General features: G+C 73.8%; 12 protein-coding genes and 1 riboswitch. Of the genes, 10 read left to right on the top strand and 2 right to left on the bottom strand.

Features of this window, described 5'->3' with window-relative positions; genetic code table 11:
• Nucleotides 1–8: 8 nt before the first annotated feature.
• The 7 genes from ACFFIA_RS29695 to ACFFIA_RS29665 all read left to right on the top strand — a co-directional run bounded on the left by ACFFIA_RS29695 (nucleotide 9) and on the right by ACFFIA_RS29665 (nucleotide 9,324).
• Nucleotides 9–962 carry an ABC transporter permease gene (locus ACFFIA_RS29695; RefSeq protein ID WP_377256949.1) on the top strand — a complete coding sequence of 318 codons (954 nt, stop codon included), beginning with the start codon at nucleotides 9–11 and terminating at the stop codon, nucleotides 960–962.
• Entirely contained in the window at nucleotides 959–3,370 is a 2,412-nt protein-coding gene (locus tag ACFFIA_RS29690) for an ATP-binding cassette domain-containing protein (protein WP_377256946.1), read from the top strand. Before ACFFIA_RS29695 ends, ACFFIA_RS29690 begins: the two co-directional genes overlap by 4 nt.
• Nucleotides 3,367–4,152, top strand: coding sequence for a class I SAM-dependent methyltransferase (locus tag ACFFIA_RS29685; protein WP_377256943.1), 786 nt, complete (start codon nucleotides 3,367–3,369; stop codon nucleotides 4,150–4,152). Before ACFFIA_RS29690 ends, ACFFIA_RS29685 begins: the two co-directional genes overlap by 4 nt.
• Complete coding sequence (locus tag ACFFIA_RS29680; RefSeq protein WP_377256940.1) at nucleotides 4,149–5,888, top strand: ABC transporter ATP-binding protein/permease; 1,740 nt, start codon at nucleotides 4,149–4,151, stop codon at nucleotides 5,886–5,888. Before ACFFIA_RS29685 ends, ACFFIA_RS29680 begins: the two co-directional genes overlap by 4 nt.
• Complete coding sequence (locus ACFFIA_RS29675) at nucleotides 5,885–7,612, top strand: ABC transporter ATP-binding protein (protein WP_377256937.1); 1,728 nt, start codon at nucleotides 5,885–5,887, stop codon at nucleotides 7,610–7,612. The genes ACFFIA_RS29680 and ACFFIA_RS29675 overlap by 4 nt, the downstream gene beginning before the upstream one ends.
• A 161-nt stretch (nucleotides 7,613–7,773) precedes the next feature.
• Nucleotides 7,774–8,478: a GOLPH3/VPS74 family protein gene (locus tag ACFFIA_RS29670; RefSeq protein ID WP_377256934.1), complete on the top strand. Its 705-nt coding sequence runs from the start codon at nucleotides 7,774–7,776 to the stop codon at nucleotides 8,476–8,478.
• 123 nt (nucleotides 8,479–8,601) lie between these two features.
• Complete coding sequence (locus ACFFIA_RS29665) at nucleotides 8,602–9,324, top strand: VOC family protein (protein WP_377256931.1); 723 nt, start codon at nucleotides 8,602–8,604, stop codon at nucleotides 9,322–9,324.
• A gap of 433 nt (nucleotides 9,325–9,757) precedes the next feature.
• Here ACFFIA_RS29665 and ACFFIA_RS29660 read toward each other — a convergent pair whose 3' ends face one another.
• A complete protein-coding gene (locus ACFFIA_RS29660) occupies nucleotides 9,758–10,618 on the bottom strand; it encodes an alpha/beta fold hydrolase (RefSeq protein ID WP_377256928.1) in 861 nt (286 codons plus the stop codon).
• A gap of 110 nt (nucleotides 10,619–10,728) precedes the next feature.
• A riboswitch (cobalamin riboswitch) is annotated at nucleotides 10,729–10,955 on the top strand.
• 183 nt (nucleotides 10,956–11,138) lie between these two features.
• Between ACFFIA_RS29660 and ACFFIA_RS29655 the strand changes: the two genes are divergently transcribed.
• Nucleotides 11,139–13,442 carry a ribonucleoside-diphosphate reductase subunit alpha gene (locus tag ACFFIA_RS29655; protein WP_377257289.1) on the top strand — a complete coding sequence of 768 codons (2,304 nt, stop codon included), beginning with the start codon at nucleotides 11,139–11,141 and terminating at the stop codon, nucleotides 13,440–13,442.
• Nucleotides 13,442–14,437 carry a ribonucleotide-diphosphate reductase subunit beta gene (locus ACFFIA_RS29650; protein ID WP_377256925.1) on the top strand — a complete coding sequence of 332 codons (996 nt, stop codon included), beginning with the start codon at nucleotides 13,442–13,444 and terminating at the stop codon, nucleotides 14,435–14,437. Before ACFFIA_RS29655 ends, ACFFIA_RS29650 begins: the two co-directional genes overlap by 1 nt.
• Before the next feature lie 65 nt (nucleotides 14,438–14,502).
• Here the strand turns inward: ACFFIA_RS29650 and ACFFIA_RS29645 are convergent, their stop codons facing one another.
• Entirely contained in the window at nucleotides 14,503–15,978 is a 1,476-nt protein-coding gene (locus tag ACFFIA_RS29645; RefSeq protein WP_377256922.1) for a PepSY-associated TM helix domain-containing protein, read from the bottom strand.
• Nucleotides 15,979–16,123: 145 nt separating this feature from the next.
• On the opposite strand from ACFFIA_RS29645, the gene ACFFIA_RS29640 reads away from it, so the two are divergent.
• Nucleotides 16,124–16,750: a sigma-70 family RNA polymerase sigma factor gene (locus tag ACFFIA_RS29640; RefSeq protein WP_377256919.1), complete on the top strand. Its 627-nt coding sequence runs from the start codon at nucleotides 16,124–16,126 to the stop codon at nucleotides 16,748–16,750.
• The last annotated feature ends 35 nt before the right edge of the window (nucleotides 16,751–16,785 follow it).

The raw sequence follows: 16,785 nt of genomic DNA, 5'->3' as shown, positions 1-16,785 counted from the left end.
GTAACGCGATGCGGAAGCGGTGGCGCGGGCCGGCGGCGGTGGCCGGCCGGGTCGTCGAGATGGCGGCGCTGGCACTCGTCGTCTCGCTGGTCAGCTTCGGCCTGCTCGCCCTGACCCGGGGCGACGCCGCCGCCTCCGTCGTACGGGAGCAGGGCGGCGCGGTCACCGAGGAGCGGATCGCCGCCGAGCGGCACCGCCTCGGCCTCGACCTGCCGGTGCACGAGCGGTACGTGCTCATGCTCGGCCGCGCGGTCACCGGCGACCTCGGCTCCTCGATCCGGACCGGGCGGCCGGTCGCCACCGAGGTCGCCGAGCGGATCGGGCCGACGCTGACCCTCGCGCTCGCCGGCAGCCTGGTCGCGCTACTGGTCGGCCTCCTGATCGGACTGGCCGAGAACGCCGCGACCGGGCGCGTCGTGCCCGCGCTCTCCCGCGGGCTGTCGCTGCTGCTGGTGTCGGTGCCCGCGTTCGCGCTGGCGTTCGCGCTGGTCGCCCAGTTCTCGGTGCGCCTGGGCTGGTTTCCGACGCAGGGCATGAGCGGCGGCGTACGCGCGCTGCTGCTCCCCGCGCTCGTGCTCGGATTGCCCGCCGGCGCCGCGCTCGGCCGCGTGCTGTCCAGCCGGCTGCGCGAGGTGATGGCCGAGCCGTACCTGGTGATGGCCCGCGCGCAGGGCTACTCCCGCACCTCGTGCCTGCTCCGCGCCGCCCTGCCCAACGCCGCAGTCACCAGCTTGGTCGTGGCCGGCAACATCCTCGCCGTACTGGGCACCAGCACGCTGGTCGTCGAGGAGGTGTTCGGCTGGCCCGGCCTCGGCTCGTACCTGATCTCCGCGCTGCGCTACCGCGACTGGCAGCCGCTTCAGGCCAGCGTCCTGCTGCTCTCCGTCGTGGTGATCGTGTCCCGGGGCGCGACGCTGGCGCTCGCCGCGCTGCTCGACCCGCGCGCCCGGAGCGCGCCGTGAGGGCGCGGCACCTGCTCGCGGCCGGTACGGTCGCCGCCTTCGTGGTGGCCGGCGTGGCCGGTCCGCTGCTGACCGCCGGCCGGGAACGGGAGACCGACCTGGGCCGGGCGCTGCTCTCCCCCGGCTGGCACGCCTGGCTCGGCACCGACCACCTCGGCCGGGACGAGCTGGCCCGCGTGGTCGCCGGCGCGCGCGGCTCGGTGATCGCGGTCGGCGTCGTACTGCTGATGTGCCTGCTGCTCGGCGGCGGCATCGGCGTGGTCGCGGGCTGGCGCGGCGGGCTGCTGGACCGCGCGGTGCTACGGCTGGTCGACCTGGTCACCAGCGTGCCGACGGTGCTGCTCGGGCTGGTGCTGGCCGGGCTGCTCGGCGGCGGCCCGTGGCAGGTCGCGCTCGCGCTGGGGCTGACGCTCTGGCCGCCGTACGCCCGCGTGGTGCGCACCGAGACGCGGCTGCGCCGGGACGAGCCGAGCAACCAGGCGCTGCGGCTGCTCGGCGCCGGCCCGGCGAGGATCCTGCTGCGCCACGTCCTGCCCTCGCTCGGCGGCCCGGTCGTGGTGCTGCTGGGCATCACGGCGGCCGAGGTGATCGTCGCGGTGGCCACGCTCAGCTTCCTGGGGCTCGGCGCCCAGCCGCCGGTCCCGGAGTGGGGCACGATGATGGTCGAGTCGCGCCCGTACCTGTCCACCGCGCCGTGGCTCTTCCTCGCCCCGGTGGCCGCGGTCGCCGCCGTCGCCGTGGCGTGCAACCTGCTCGCCGACCGGGTCGGTGGCTGGTTCACGCACGGCACCACCGAGCCGGCCCGGGTACGCGGGCGGACCGCTCCCGCGCCGATGCCGTCCACTGTGGAGCCCAGCGACGGGGTGCGCCTCACCGGCCTGCGCGTCGAGGTGAACGGCGCCCCCGTCGTCGACGGCGCCACGCTCGCCGTACCGGCCGGCGGCACGCTGGCCGTGGTCGGGCCGAGCGGCAGCGGCAAGACGATGACCGTGCTCGGCGCGCTCGGCCTCTTCCCGCCGCATTTGGCCGCCCGGGTCGCCGGCTCGGCCCAACTGGCCGGGCGCGAGCTGGTCGGGCTCGACGAGGCGGGGCTGCGAGCGGTCCGCGGCCGGCTCGTCGCGTACGTGCCGCAGGACGTCGGCAGCACACTCAACCCCCTGCGCCGGGTCGGCGCCCAGCTCGCCGCCGCCGTCACGCTCCACCAGGGCCTGCGCGGCAAGGCCGCCGCCGCGCGCGCCCGCGAGCTGCTCACGCTGGTCGGGATCGGCGAGCCGGGCCGGGTCGCGCGGCAGCGCCCCGGCGAGCTCTCCGGCGGCATGCGGCAGCGGGTCCTGATCGCGCTCGCCCTCGCCGGCGAGCCGCGCGTACTCATCGCCGACGAGCCGACCAGCGCGCTGGACGCGACCGCCGCGGTCGGCGTGGTCGAGCTGCTCGGCCGGATCCAGCGCCAGCTCGGCACCACGCTCGTCGTCATCACGCACGAGCTGGGGATGGCCGCGCGGCTGGCGGACACGATCGCGGTCTTCGACGCCGGCCAGGTGGTCGAGTCCGGACCGGCGGCGGACGTGTTGGCCCGGCCCGAGCATCCGGTGACCCGCCGCCTTGTCGCCGCCGCCGACCTGCCCGATCCGCCCGCCGCGCCGGCGCCGTCCGGGCCGGTGCTGCTGGCCGCGCGCGACCTGCGCGTGACGTACCCGGGCCGGGGCCGCCGCCCGCCGGTCACCGCGCTCGCCGGCGTCGACCTGACCGTGCGGCGCGGCGAGGTGGTCGCCGTGGTCGGCAACTCCGGCTGCGGCAAGTCCACATTGGCCCGCGCGCTCGCCGGGCTGGAGCCGCGGCTCTCCGGCACGGTCACATTGGACGGTGGGCCGGTCCGCGCCCAGCGCGTGCACCTGGTCTTCCAGGACCCCGCGACAGCGCTCGACCGGCGCCAGGCCGTCGGCGACGCGCTCGACGAGGCGCTCCACCTTCATCGGGTACCGGCGGCGGAGATACCCGGTCGCCGGAGAGCGCTGCTGGAGCGGGTGGGCCTGCACGGGGCGCACGCCCGGCGGCGGCCGTGGCAGCTCTCCGGCGGCGAGCGCCAGCGGGCCGTGCTCGCCCGCGCGCTGGCCGGCGCCCCGGAGCTGCTGATCCTGGACGAGCCGGTGAGCGCGCTCGACTCCACGCACCGCGCCGAGTTCGTCCGGCTGCTGCGCGACCTGCGCGGCACCGGCCCGAGCATGCTGCTCATCTCGCACGACCTGGGCGTGGTCGAGCAGGTCGCCGACCGGGTCCTGGTCATGCACGCCGGCCAGATCGTCGACGAGCTGCCGGCCGGCGCAGACCCCCATCCGGTCACTCGCGACCTGCTGGCCGCCCGCGACTACTTCCGCCACTCGCCCGCTGTAGAAGGAGTTGGACAATGACCACTGTGGACACCGAACCGCGCTGGACCGATCTGCTGTCCACATGGGACGCCCAGCAGACCGGATACCTGCCGCGCCGGGAGGAGCGCTTCGCGGCGATCGTGCGCACGCTCGGCGCCGTGCTCGGCGAGCGGTTCACCGTCCTCGACCTCGGCTGCGGGCCCGGCTCGCTGGCCAAGCGGATCCTCGACGCGTACCCCGGGGCGACCGCCATCGCCGTCGACGCCGACCCGCTGCTGCTGCGCCTCGGCCAGGGCGCGCTGGCCGGCTACGGCGACCGGCTGCGCTGGGTCGACGCCGACCTGCGCGACCCGTCCTGGGCCGACCGGCTCGGCGTGGAGCGGGTCGACGCGGCCGTCTCCACCACCGCGCTGCACTGGCTCGAACCGGGCGCCCTGTTCGCGCTGTACCAGCGGGTCGGTGAGTTGGTCCGGCCAGGCGGCGTGCTGCTCAACGGCGACAACCTGCCGTACGACCCCGGCCAGGCCACGCACGAGCGGCTCGCCGCGGCGGCCACCGAGCGGGCGACGCACGAGGCGTTCACGGTCGGCGGCGTGCCCGACTGGGAGCGCTGGTGGGCCGAGGCGAGCGACGCCCTCGCCGAGGCGGCCCGGGAGCGGCAGGAGCGGCGCCGGCTGGCCGACGAGCGGTACGGGCCCCGCGACGGCGACCGCCTCACCTCCCTGTCCACGCACGTGACCGCGCTGACCGAGGCCGGCTTCCGGGAGATCGCCACGATCTGGCAGGACCTGGACGACCGGGTCCTGCTCGCGGTCCGATGAGCGCGAACGCGCGGCTGCTGCGCTGGGCGCTGCGGGCCCGCTGGCGGATGGCCGAACTGGTCGGCCTCTCGGTGGCGATCACCGCCTCGTACGCCGGCCAGGGCCTGCTGCTCGCGGTCGTGGTCGACGACGTCATCGCCGGCGCCGGGCTGGGCGGCTCGCTGCCGGCGCTGGCCGGACTGGTCGCGGTGCAGGCGGTCCGGGCCGGGGCGCAGTGGCGCCGCGAGGTCGCCTCCGCCGGCGCCGCCACGGCGGTGAAGGAGGCGGTCCGCGCCGACCTGTACGCCCAACTGCTCCGGCTCGGCCCGGCCGACGTGCGCCGCCGCCGGACCGGCGCCGTACAGTCCACATTGGTCGACGGAGTCGAGGCGCTGGACGCGTACGTGGGGCGGTTCATCCCGCAGGCCATAGCGTCTGTGGTCGGCGCGGCCGCCATCGCCGGCTTCCTGCTCGCCCTCGACCCGGTCGTCGGCGGGGTCGTGCTCGCCTGCGCGCTGGTCGTCCCGCTCGTGCCGCAGCTGTCGCAGAAGGTGCTCGCCGGCCGGATGGACCCGTGGATGGCCGCCTACCACGCGCTGTACGCGGAAAACCTGGACGCGATCCAGGGCATGGCCACGCTCAAGGTCTTCGGCGCGGCCGAGCGCCGCGGCCGGGAGCTGACCGAGCGGGCCAAGGACTTCTGCCGCGTCTCCATCCGGCTCTGCGCGGTCACCGTGCTCTACGTCGGCGTCGTCGGGCTGGCGGTCGGCTTCGGCACCGCGTTCGCCGCCGGGCTGGGCGCGGTACGGCACGCCGAGGGCGCGCTGCCGGCGCTGTCGCTGCTGATGATCCTGCTGCTCGCCCGGGAGTGCTTCCGCCCGCTGCGCGACCTGCAGAACGCGTTCCACGCCGGCTACCCGGCCCTCTCCGCGGCCACCGGCATCTTCGAGATCCTCGACGCCGAGCCGCCGGTGCGGGAGCCGGCCAGCCCGCGCACCCCGTCCGGGCAGTCGCTGGCGCTGGACTTCACGGGAGTCACGTTCACGTACCCGGGCCGGGACGAGCCGGCCGTCCGCGACCTCACGCTGCGGATCGGCGCCGGCGAGCACGTCGCGGTCGTCGGGCGCTCCGGCGCCGGCAAGACGACGCTGATCGGGCTGCTGCTGCGCTGGTTCGACCCGCAGGAGGGCGCGGTACACCTCGGCGGCGTACCGGTGACCGAGTGGCCACTGGACGCGCTGCGCCGGCAGGTGGCGGTGGTCTCCCAGGACACGTACCTGTTCCACCGCTCGGTGCGGGACAACCTCACGCTGGCCCGCCCGGACGCCGGCGACGAGGAGGTGCGGCGGGCGCTCGATGCGGCCAACGCGGCCGCGTTCGTCGCCGCGCTGCCGGACGGGCTGGACACGGTCGTCGGCGAGCGCGGCATGAAGCTCTCCGGTGGCGAGCGCCAGCGCCTCTCCATCGCCCGCGCGCTGCTGACCGACGCGCCGGTGCTGATCCTGGACGAGGCGACCTCCAGTGTGGACAGTGCCAACGAGCGGTCGATCGCGCGGGCGCTGCACCGGGCCGCGCGGGGGCGTACCACGCTGACCATCGCGCACCGGCTCTCCACCGTGCGCGGCGCCGACCGGATCGTGGTGCTCGACCGGGGCGGCATCGTGGAGAGCGGCGGCCACGACGAGCTGCTGGCGCGGTCCGGGGCGTTCGCCCGGCTGGTCGCCGCCGGCACGACCCCCGAGGAGGCGCCCGCATGAGGTCCCTGCTGCCCCTGCTCCGGCTGCTGCGCGGGCACCGGCGCGTCATCGCGGTCGCGATCCTCGCCGGCGTCGCCAACCACGTCTTCACGATCGCCAGCGCGGTGCTCGGCGCGGTCCTAGTCGGGCGGGCGCTGACCGGCACCGCACCGGCCGACCTGCGCGGCGGCTTCCTGCTGCTGCTCGCACTCGTCGTGCCGCTGGTCGTGGCGCCCTGGGCGGAGACCCAGCTCGCCCACGTCGTCGCGTTCCGCGTGCTGGTCGACGTGCGCGGCCGCGTTTACGACTCGTTCGCCCGGATGTCCCCCGGCGACCTGCTGTCCCGCCGCTCCGGCGAGCTGGGCTCCACCGCGATCAGCGACGTGGAGCTGCTGGAGACGTTCTTCGCGCACACGCTCAGCCCGCTGGTCTCCGCCGCCGTGGTGCCGGCCGGGGCGCTCGTCGCGCTCGCGTTCGTCGACCCGACCCTCGCGCTGGCGCTGCTGCCGGTGCTGGTCGCGCTCGCCAGCGTGCCGATCTGGCTGCGCCGCCGCGCCGAGGCCGACGGCACCGCGGTCCGGTCCGCCGCCGGCGCGCTGAACGCCGAGGCCGTCGACGCCCTCCAAGGGCTGCGCGAGGTGCTCACCTTCGGCGCCGGCCGGGCCCAGGCACGCCGCCTGCGGGAGCGGACCCGCGCCCTCGACGCCGCCCGGGCCACGCACAGCCGCCGGGCCGGGATCGAGCTGGCCGCCACCGACGCGATCGTGACGCTCGGCGTGCTCGCCGCCCTGGTCGCCGGCGGCACGCTCGTCGCCGCCGGCAGCCTCAGCGCCGAGCTGCTGCCCGCGGCCGTGGTGCTGGCCGCCTTCTCGCTCGCCCCGGTCACCGCGGTCGTCGACGTGGCCCGCGAGGTCGGCATCGTCTCCGCCGCCGCGGTACGCGTGCTGGACGTGCTCGCCGTGCCGCGCGCCGTACCCGACCCGGAGCGCCCGGCCGACGTGCGCGACACGCCGGCCCTGGTCCGGTACGACCGGGCCACCTTCCGGTACGGGCCGGACCTGCCGCCCGCGGTCCGCGACCTCTCCTTCACGGTCGAGCCGGGCGAGACGGTGGCGCTGGTCGGCCACTCCGGCGCCGGCAAGTCCACCTCCGCGCACCTGCTGCTGCGGCTCTGGGACGTCGACGAGGGGAGCATCACGATCGGCGGGCACGACCTGCGGACGATCGCCGATTCCGACCTGCGCCGCCTCGTCGCGTACGTGCCGCAGGACGTGCACCTGTTCAACATCTCGATCGCCGACAACCTGCGGCTGGGCCGGCCCGAGGCCACGCGGGAGCAGGTCGAGGCGGCGGCGCGTACGGCACAGGCGCACGAGTTCGTCGCCGCGCTGCCCGACGGCTACGACACGATCGCCGGCGAGCTGGGCAACCTGCTCTCCGGCGGCCAGCGCCAGCGGCTCGCGATCGCCCGCGCGCTGCTGGCCGAGACGCCGATCCTGGTACTCGACGAGGCGGTGTCCAACCTGGACGCCGAGAGCGAGCGGCACCTGGCCGCGGCGATCGCCGCCACTCGCGCCGGGCGTACCACGCTCGTCATCGCGCACCGGCTCACCACGATCCGCACCGCCGACCGCGTGGTCATGCTGGAGCACGGCCAGATTGTCGAGCAGGGCCGCCCGGACGAGCTGCTGGCCCGCGAGGGGCGTTTCGCCAAACTGGTACGTACCCAGCTCACCGCCGCGTAGTGCCCGGCTCACCGCCGCGTAGTGCCCGGTGAGCCGGGCATCGGCGCGCAGGCGCCTGAGCGGCGGCTCGGGCCGGAAGCGCGTGCGGATGCCGCGCGGACTTGTGAGGATGATCGAGGGAGGGGCGCGGCCGGCGACCTGGAGGCGAAGGAGGAAACGGCATGCTGGGCGAGATGCTGGTCGTCGAGGATGTGCTGCTGCTCATGCTCGACGACAAGACCGGGGCCGTGACGGGAGCCGGCACCTATCACTACACGCTCGGCGGCGCGGTGCTCGTCGAGCTCGCACTCCGGGGCCGGGTCGAGATCGACCAGGGCGGCTCGTGGCTCAGCTCCCCCAAGGTCCGCGCCGCTGGGGATGGCCCGCTCCCCGACCCCCTGCTCCAGTCCGCCTACGACAAGGTCGCGCAAGGGGGTCCCCGGCACGTCCAGACGGTCCTCATGGACCTCGGCGCCGACCTCTGGCAGCCAGTGGTCGACCGACTTGTCGAGCGGGGCCTCATCCGCCGGGAGAGCAGGCGCGTGCTGGGCCTGTTCCGCACGACACGGCTGCCGGTCGACGACGCGCGGCACGAGGAGGAGCTTCGGCGGAAAGTGCGCGCCGTACTGGAGGAGGGTGAGGATCCCGACGCGCGCACCGCGGCCGTGATCGCGCTGATCTCCGCGAGCGGCGTCCTGCCGAGTCTCCACCCCGCGATCAGGTGGTCCGGCAAGGTCTACAAGCGGGCGAAGGAGTTCGAGCAGGGCAACTGGGGGGCCGTGGCGGTGAACACCGCGGTCTCCGGCACCACCGCCGCCATCGCCGCCTCGAATGCCGCGGTCAGCGCCGCCATCACCACCGTGATCACCTCGGGGCGCGCGCACTGACCCGGGTCGTTTCCGGCCGCGGCCGAAACTCGGCTGCGAGTGCCTCCGGCTCCCCCTAGGCTGCCGTTCGAGGGCTGGCGAGTGCCGACGGGGGTTAGCCAGCGGATCGGAGACAGGCAGGCGATGGCTTCTCAACTGTTCGCGCTCTGCTTCGGCGCCCACCAGCCGCTGCCGCTCGCGCGGTTCTGGTCCGAGGTCCTGGGCCGGGAGTTGACCGACGACCCGCGGGACGGCATCACGCTTCCGCCCGCTGACGACATCGGGTTCCGGCTCCGTTTCGTGCCGTCCCAGGATCGGAAGGTCGGCCAGAACCGGATGCACTTCGACCTGACGAGCACATCCCCGGAGGACCAGCGGCAGACCGTAGCCACGGCGCTGCGACTCGGCGCACAGCACATCGACGTCGGTCAGCGCCCCGAGGAGGGCCACGTGGTGCTCGCCGACCCCGAGGGCAACGAGTTCTGCGTCATCCCGCCGGGCAACGACTTCCTCGCCGGCTGCGGCTTCGTCGGAGCCCTGGCCTGTGACGGAACGCAGGAGGTCGGCTACTTCTGGAGCGAGGCGCTGGAGTGGCCGCTGGTCTGGGACCAGGACCAGGAGACCGCGATCCAGTCACCACGGGGCGGCACGAAAATCACGTGGGGCGGCCCACCGCTGATGCCGAAGACCGGCCGCGACCGGCTGCATTTCGACCTCGCTCCCCCCGCCGACGGCGACCAGCAGGCAGAGGTCGACCGCCTCCTCTCGCTCGGCGCGACCCGGATCGACGCCGGCCAGGCCGACGCCGGCTGGGTCGCGATGGCCGACCCCGACGGCAACGAGTTCTGCGTGCTGGCACGCCGGTAGCAGGATCGGATCCAGCGCGCCGGTCGCCGAGCCGGTCCTCGCCGTCGCCGGTCATCCCCCTCCAGGTCGGTCCGAGCGGGCGCGACCTCCAACTCCTGGGCGGCCACGTACACGCCCCGTCGGCGAAACGCTGCCGGAGCGTGGACAGTCGCGTCTGCTTTCGCCGCCCTGGTGTTGAACGGGAACCAGAACTGCCGCAGTGACCTCGATTCACCCCCCGAGCCGCGCCAAGGTCAACGGCTGGTATACAAGGCCACCGTGGCGCTCCTCCACGCCACGGACAGTAGTACACGGACAAGGTGCTTCCGCCGTGTCGACGACCAGACACTCGGACATCCCGCCGGCTGAACCCGGCGATCCGCTTGCGCACCGACACCGGTCCTTCGTAGCGGATCTGGCCGCCGTGCCGGCCGGGACCGGTGTGGACGGCGCGTCAGTAGACGCCGTACGGGAGGTCGTCGGTCGGCAGGCCGCCGAAGTGGCGGAGCATCAGGTCGGCGAACTCGCCGGCCCGCTGCACCGGCATCAGGTGGTCGGCGTGGCCCAGCGCGACGAAGCGGCCGTCGGGGCACGCGTCGGCCAGCGCGCGGCACATCGCCGGCGTGGTGAGCGAGTCGTGCTCGCCGGTGACGACCAGTAGCGGGCAGCTCGGCGGCGGGCCGACGTCGGCGGTGGTGCAGGCGAGGACGCGTTCGGTGTTGGTGGCGTACTTGTCCGCCTCGTCCGGGGTGAGCGTGCGCAACTGGTGTTCGAGCAGGCGGGTGACGGCCAGCCGGCGGTGGACGGTGGCGGCGGGGTCGCCGTTGAGGAAGAGCGCGACCGTCTCGCGCACGAACGCCTCCCGGTCGCCGGCGCGGAGCAGGTCGATGGTGGCCTGGGCACGGGTCCGGGTCGGCTCGGGGACGCGCAGCGCGGTGCCGCAGAGCAGCAGCCGGCGCACGGCGGCGGGATGGCGCTGGGCCAGGCGGTACGCGACGGTGCCGCCGTACGAGCCGCCCATGATGTTCAGCGCCGGCAGGCCGAGTTCGGTGATCATGTCGTGCACGGCGTCGGCGAGGAACTCGATGCCGTATCTGGCCGGCAGCGGGTCGGCGCAGCCGGTACCGGGCAGGTCGACGGTGACGACCGTGGCGTGCGGGGCGAGGCGGGCCTGGTGCCGGGCCCAGGAGTGCCGGTCCTGGAAGGCGCCGCCGATCAGCAGCACCGGTGCCATGACCGGCTCTGGCTGTTCGGCGACGCGGCACTGGTACTTGAAGCCGCCGAAGCTGAGGGTGAGGTCCCGTTCCACGAGCACGCTGTGAGCAACGCCCGACGAGCGTCCAAGATACGGTGATTTGCCCGACTGATCCGGAAACACGGCGCAGACGACACGACATCTGGTACGTGCATCATGGCGACCCACTAGATATGGTGTGCCACGCAGCTGGTTCGAGCGGGCATCCGGTCCGGTCGAGGCAAGAGGGAACCCGGTGTGAGTCCGGGACTGCCCCGCAGCGGTAAGTGGGAACGACCGCCGTCATCCGCACTGGGCCCGCGCGGCCTGGGAAGCGACGGCCAGTAGGCGACCCCGTCCTCCGTGACCGGGGCTCAGGCCCGCGAGTCCGAAGACCTGCCAGCGTGCCACGCACATCCCGTGCGTGGCGGTCCGAGGTCGCGCGGGACGGCCGGCGCCATCGACTCCACGGTGTGGATCGTCAGCGTCTCCGCGTGCCCGGACCAGTGTGGACCGAGCTCGCGAGGAGAGAGTAGTGACGGTCACCGAGTCCACGCCGGAGGTCGCCGAAAGCGCGGCACCGGCGCCACGGCGGCACCAGATGCGGATCCGCAAACGCAACGGCGACACCGAGCCGGTCGACGTCAACAAGATCGTCCGGGCGGTCGAGCGGTGCGCGGACGACCTGGCGGACATCGACCCGCTGCGCGTGGCGACCAAGACGATCAGCGGCCTGTACGACGGCGCGACCACCGCCGAGCTGGACCGCCTGTCGATCCAGACCGCCGCCGACATGATCGGCGAGGAGCCGCAGTACTCCCGCCTGGCGGCACGCCTGCTGGCCGGGTACATCGACAAGGAGGTGCGGGGGCAGCAGGTCGCCTCGTTCAGCCAGGCGATGCGGCGCAACCACGGGCTGGGACTGATCGGCGACGAGACGGCCGCGTTCGTGGCGGCGAACGCCCGCAAGCTCGACGACGCCATCGACGCCACCGCCGACCTGCGCTTCGAGTACTTCGGTCTGCGCACCGTCTACGACCGGTACCTGCTGCGGCATCCGGAGACCCGGCTGGTGGTGGAGACGCCGCAGTACTGGCTGCTGCGCGTCGCGTGCGGGCTGTCCCGTACGCCGGCCGAGGCGGTCGGCTTCTACCGGCTGATGTCTTCGCTGGCGTACCTGCCCAGCTCGCCGACGCTCTTCAACTCCGGCACCGCGCACACGCAGATGTCCTCGTGCTTCCTGGTCGACTCGCCGAAGGACGAGCTGGACTCGATCTACGAGCGGTACGCGCAGGTGGCCAAGCTCTCCAAGTTCGCCGGCGGGATCGGCATCGCCTGGTCGCGCGTGCGCGGGCGGGGCGCGCTGATCCGGGGTACCAACGGGCTCTCGAACGGGATCGTGCCGTTCCTGCGCACGCTGGACGCGAGCGTGGCGGCGGTCAACCAGGGCGGGCGGCGCAAGGGCGCGGCCTGCGTGTACCTGGAGCCGTGGCACCCCGACATCGAGGAGTTCCTGGAGCTGCGGGACAACACCGGCGAGGACGCCCGGCGCACGCACAACCTCAACCTGGCCAACTGGATCCCGGACGAGTTCATGCGACGGGTCGAGGCGGACGGCGAGTGGTCGCTGGTCGACCCGTCCGACGCTCCGGAGCTGCCGGACCTGTTCGGCGCGGAGTTCGACGACGCCTACCGGGTCGCGGAGAAGAAGGCCGTCAAGACGGTCAAGGCGCGCGACCTGTACGGGCGGATGATGCGCACGCTCGCGCAGACCGGCAACGGTTGGATGACGTTCAAGGACGCGGCCAACCGGCTCTGCAACCAGACCGGCGCGCCCGGCAACGTGGTCCACCTGTCCAACCTCTGCACCGAGATCGTCGAGGTCAGCTCGGACGGTGAGACCGCGGTCTGCAACCTCGGCTCGGTCAACCTGGCCCAGCACGTGCTCGCCGACGGCATCGACTGGGAGCGGCTGCGCGCGACCGTGCGTACGGCGGTGGTGTTCCTCGACCGCGTGATCGACATCAACTTCTACCCCAGCGCCCAGGCGGCCGCGTCGAACCCCCGGTGGCGGCCGGTCGGACTCGGCGTGATGGGCCTCCAGGACGTCTTCTTCGCGCTGCGGCTGCCGTTCGACTCCCCCGCCGCGCGCGAGCTGTCGACCCGGATCGCCGAGGAGATCTACCTGACCGCGCTGGAGACCTCGGCGGAGCTGGCCGAGCGGTCCGGACCGCATCCGGCGTACCCGGAGACCCGGGCCGCGAAGGGTGACCTCCAGCCGGACCTGTGGGGCGTCGAGCCCGCGCGGGCGGAGCGGTGGACCGCCCTGCGCGCCCGGGTCGCCGCGCACGGCCTGCGCAACTCGCTGCTCGTGGCGATCGCGCCGACCGCCACGATCGCGTCGATCGCCGGCTGCTACGAATGCATAGAACCGCAAGTGTCGAACGTGTTCAAACGCGAGACCCTCTCCGGAGAGTTCCTTCAGATCAACAACGCTCTGGTACGCGAGCTGAAGGACCGTGGCTTGTGGACGGAGGCGATCCGGGCCGAGATCAAGCGGGCGGACGGCTCGGTGCAGGGCGTCGCCGCGCTCCCGGCCGAGGTGCGCGAGCTGTTCCGCACCGCGTGGGAGCTGCCGCAGCGGGCACTGATCGACCTCGCCGCCGCGCGATCGCCCTATGTGGACCAGTCGCAGTCGCTCAACCTCTTCATGGCCGCGCCGACTATCGGCAAGCTCTCCTCGATGTACCTGTACGCGTGGAAGGCCGGCCTCAAGACCACGTACTACCTGCGCTCCCGCCCGGCGACCCGGATCCAGCAGGCCACCGTGGCGATCACCGCCCCATGCGCGGAGGCGGTCGCCTGCTCCCTGGAGAACCCCGAGACCTGTGAGGCTTGCCAGTGATGCTGCTCGATCCCGGCATGGACCTGACCCTGCGGCCCATGCGCTACCCGCACTTCTTCGACCGCTTCCGCGACGCCATCCGGAACACGTGGACGGTGGAGGAGATCGACCTCCACAGTGACCTGTCCGACCTGGCGCGCCTCTCCCCCGCCGAGCGGCACCTGGTGGGCCGGCTGGTCGCGTTCTTCGCCACCGGCGACACGATCGTCGCCAACAACCTGGTGCTCAACCTCTACCAGCACGTCAACTCCCCGGAGGGCCGGCTGTACCTGTCGCGCCAGCTCTTCGAGGAGGCGGTGCACGTGCAGTTCTACCTCAACCTGCTGGACACGTACGTGCCGGACGAGAAGGAGCGGTACGAGGCGTTCGCCGCCATCGAGAACATCCCGTCGATCCGACGCAAGGCCGAGTTCTGCTTCCGGTGGATCGACTCGGTCTTCGAGCTGCGCCGACTGTCCACACGGGACGAACGGCGGGCGTTCCTGCTCAACCTCATCTGCTTCGCCGCGTGCATCGAGGGACTCTTCTTCTACGGCGCCTTCGCGTACGTGTACTTCCTGCGCTCACGCGGGCTGCTGCACGGGCTCGCGTCCGGTACCAACTGGGTCTTCCGCGACGAGTCGATGCACATGGCGTTCGCGTTCGACGTGGTGGAGACCGTCCGCCGGGAGGAGCCGGACCTCTTCGACGACGCGATGGCGGCGCAGGTGGGCGACATGCTCGCCGAGGCGGTGGAGTGCGAGGCGCAGTTCGCCGAGGACCTGCTCGGGCAGGGCGTGCCGGGCCTGTCGCTGGCCGACATGCGCGCGTATCTGGAGCACGTCGCCGACCGGCGGCTCGCCCAGCTCGGCCTCCCGCCCCGGTACGGCGCGGCGAACCCGTTCGCGTTCATGGAGTTGCAGGACGTGCAGGAGCTCTCCAACTTCTTCGAGCGCCGGGTCTCCGCGTACCAGGTGGGGGTCTCCGGGACGGTGGGGTTCGACGAGGACTTCTGAGGACGGCGGCCCGGCCCGAGGTGCGCCGGGCGCTTCCCCACGCGGAAGCGCCCGGCGCCGCCGGCTCAGCCCCCGGAAGGCGCGGGTGAGGTGGGCACCGCGCGCCGGGCCCGCCAGCGGTGGACCCCGCCGAGCGCGAGGTCGAAGAGGAGGAACGCGGCGAGCGTCACGCCGAGCAGCGGCAGCGCCCAGCCGACCGCGACCGCCACGACGAGCACGGCTATGGCGGTCACCGGATGGATCTGCCGCCACGCGCCCCGGGGCGGCGGGGCACCGAGCGGCGCGGCGCGGTCGGCGCGGGTCGGTCGGCGCTGCCACCACATCCGGTAGCCCCACACGATCACGCAGAGCAGCCCGACGGCGAGGGCGGCGAGCAGGATCTGGTTGACGACGCCGAACAGGAATCCCATGTGGAACGCGACGCCCAGCTTGGAGAGTTGGGCCAGCAGCGGCCAGTCGGCGAAGTCGCTGCGCGCCACCACCTCGCCGGTGTCCGGGTCGACGGCGACGCGGTCCCAGCCGGTCGGCCAGCTCGGGTCGTCCTGCGCCACGACCCACGCCGTGCCCGGCTCGCCGGCGGGCGTGACCTCGATGACGCCGTCCAGGCCGGCCGCGCGGGCGGCGAGCGCGACGCGTTCCACATCGGACGGATCGACGCCGCCACCGCCGCTCGCGGTGCCGCCGTGGTGGCCGCCGCCCTCGGCCCCGCCGGATGGCTCGGCGCCGCCGGGCAACGCCGTCTCCAGCACCGGATTGTGCGCGTTGAAGCCGTCCTGAACGACGTCGAAGCTGGCACCGGCGTAGCGCGACCAGGTCAGTCCGGTAGCGGAGAGGGCGAGCAGGCCGACGGCGAGCCAGACGCCGGTGGCCGCGTGCCAGCCACGGGTGCGGCGCACCCCCACCTTCGCCGACAGGTCGGGCAGCACGGTGCGGCGCAGCTTGCGCCGACCGGTCCACTGTCGACGCAGCCACAGGAACAGTCCACCGAGGACGACGACCCACAGCCAGCTCGCCGCCAGCTCCGAGTAGTGCCGCCCGACCACGCCCAGGTGCAGGTTGCGGTGCAGGTCGTCCAGCCAGGTCATCAGCGGCGTCTCGCCGAACCAGGTGACCAGCGTGCCGCGCACCTCGTTCGTGTACGGGTCCACGTACACGGTGTGCTGCTTCTCCCCCAGCTCTGGCACCGAGAAGACCACGCGCGTGGTGTCGGTCGCCTCCACCGCCGGGAAGACCGAGGCGAGGTCGCCGGTGGGGTGGGCGGCGCGGGCGGCGGCGACCTGCTCGGCGAGCGGGCGGGCGGGCGCGTCGCCCGGTTCGACGCTCAGCTCGTGGGCGTAGACGATGCGGTCGAGCTGCGGGGTGAAGACGAAGGCGAGCCCGGTCAGCGCGGCGACGACCAGGAAGGGCGCGACCAGTACGCCGGCGTAGAAGTGCAGCCGCAGCACCAGTGGCCCGATCGAGCGCCGCCGTCCGGCGGGCGCGGCCCGAGGTGGCGCCGCGACCGCGGCGGGCTCGGGGAGCGGGTCGGTGATCGTCGACAAGGACGGCCTCCAGTCGGGTTCAGGTGGCCCAGGCGGTGCCGTGGGCCTCGTACTCCAGGACCTGCTCGGCCCGCGTCGCGAGGTCGGCACGCGCCAGGGAGGTAGTCGGGCAGCGGCGCCCATTGGTTCCGGCCGATTTCTCAAAATGCCCGGGAACCAGGCGGGCGTGCCGGCCGACTACCTGTCGAGGCGTTCCGGGGGAGGCGACGTGCACGACGAGACGCGGACGACCGAGTTGGCGCTCGCCGCCGGCCAGGGCGACCAGGCCGCGGCGGCCGAGTTCGTGCGCGCCACGCAGCAGCAGGTGTGGCGGTTCGTCGCGCACCTGGCCGGGCCGGGCGAGGCCGACGACCTGACCCAGGAGACGTACGTGCGGGCGCTGCGCAGCCTGCCCGGTTTCGCCGCCCGCTCCACGGCCATCACGTGGCTGTTCGTGATCGCCCGGCGGGTCGTGGTCGACCACCGCCGCACGGTCGCCGCCCGGCCGCGGCACGCCGCGCTGGACGACTGGCAGGCGGTCGCCGAGGCGCGCGCGGCCGGTGGTTTCGCGGTCGAGGATGGCGTGGTGCTGCGGCACCTGCTCGACGCGCTGGCGCCCGAGCGGCGGGAGGCGTTCGTGGCGACCCAGGTGCTGGGGCTCTCGTACATCGAGGCCGCCGCGGTCTGTGACTGCCCGGTCGGCACGATCCGGTCCCGGGTCGCCCGCGCCCGGGAAGACCTGATCGCCGCGATGGCCGACACCGGCCCGGGCCGGCAGCGCCGGTCCGGCTGAGCGCCACCGCGTCCCCGCGGGGGCGCGTGCCCTGA

Origin of the sequence: Phytohabitans kaempferiae (assembly GCF_042433955.1) — a bacterium.
GTDB lineage: Bacteria > Actinomycetota > Actinomycetes > Mycobacteriales > Micromonosporaceae > Phytohabitans > Phytohabitans kaempferiae.
Note: the sequence above shows the minus strand (reverse complement) of the source record. Positions and strands in the feature narration are given on the sequence as shown.

What these genes read in the sequence shown, in the direction of transcription:
- ACFFIA_RS29695 (WP_377256949.1), top strand. Translation starts at nt 9, where the DNA reads ATGCGGAAGCGGTGGCGCGGGCCGGCGGCGGTGGCCGGCCGGGTCGTC.
- ACFFIA_RS29675 (WP_377256937.1), top strand. Translation starts at nt 5,885, where the DNA reads ATGAGGTCCCTGCTGCCCCTGCTCCGGCTGCTGCGCGGGCACCGGCGC.
- ACFFIA_RS29670 (WP_377256934.1), top strand. Translation starts at nt 7,774, where the DNA reads ATGCTGGGCGAGATGCTGGTCGTCGAGGATGTGCTGCTGCTCATGCTC.
- ACFFIA_RS29685 (WP_377256943.1), top strand. Translation starts at nt 3,367, where the DNA reads ATGACCACTGTGGACACCGAACCGCGCTGGACCGATCTGCTGTCCACA.
- ACFFIA_RS29680 (WP_377256940.1), top strand. Translation starts at nt 4,149, where the DNA reads ATGAGCGCGAACGCGCGGCTGCTGCGCTGGGCGCTGCGGGCCCGCTGG.
- ACFFIA_RS29650 (WP_377256925.1), top strand. Translation starts at nt 13,442, where the DNA reads ATGCTGCTCGATCCCGGCATGGACCTGACCCTGCGGCCCATGCGCTAC.
- ACFFIA_RS29665 (WP_377256931.1), top strand. Translation starts at nt 8,602, where the DNA reads ATGGCTTCTCAACTGTTCGCGCTCTGCTTCGGCGCCCACCAGCCGCTG.
- ACFFIA_RS29655 (WP_377257289.1), top strand. Translation starts at nt 11,139, where the DNA reads ATGCGGATCCGCAAACGCAACGGCGACACCGAGCCGGTCGACGTCAAC.
- ACFFIA_RS29640 (WP_377256919.1), top strand. Translation starts at nt 16,124, where the DNA reads ATGCCCGGGAACCAGGCGGGCGTGCCGGCCGACTACCTGTCGAGGCGT.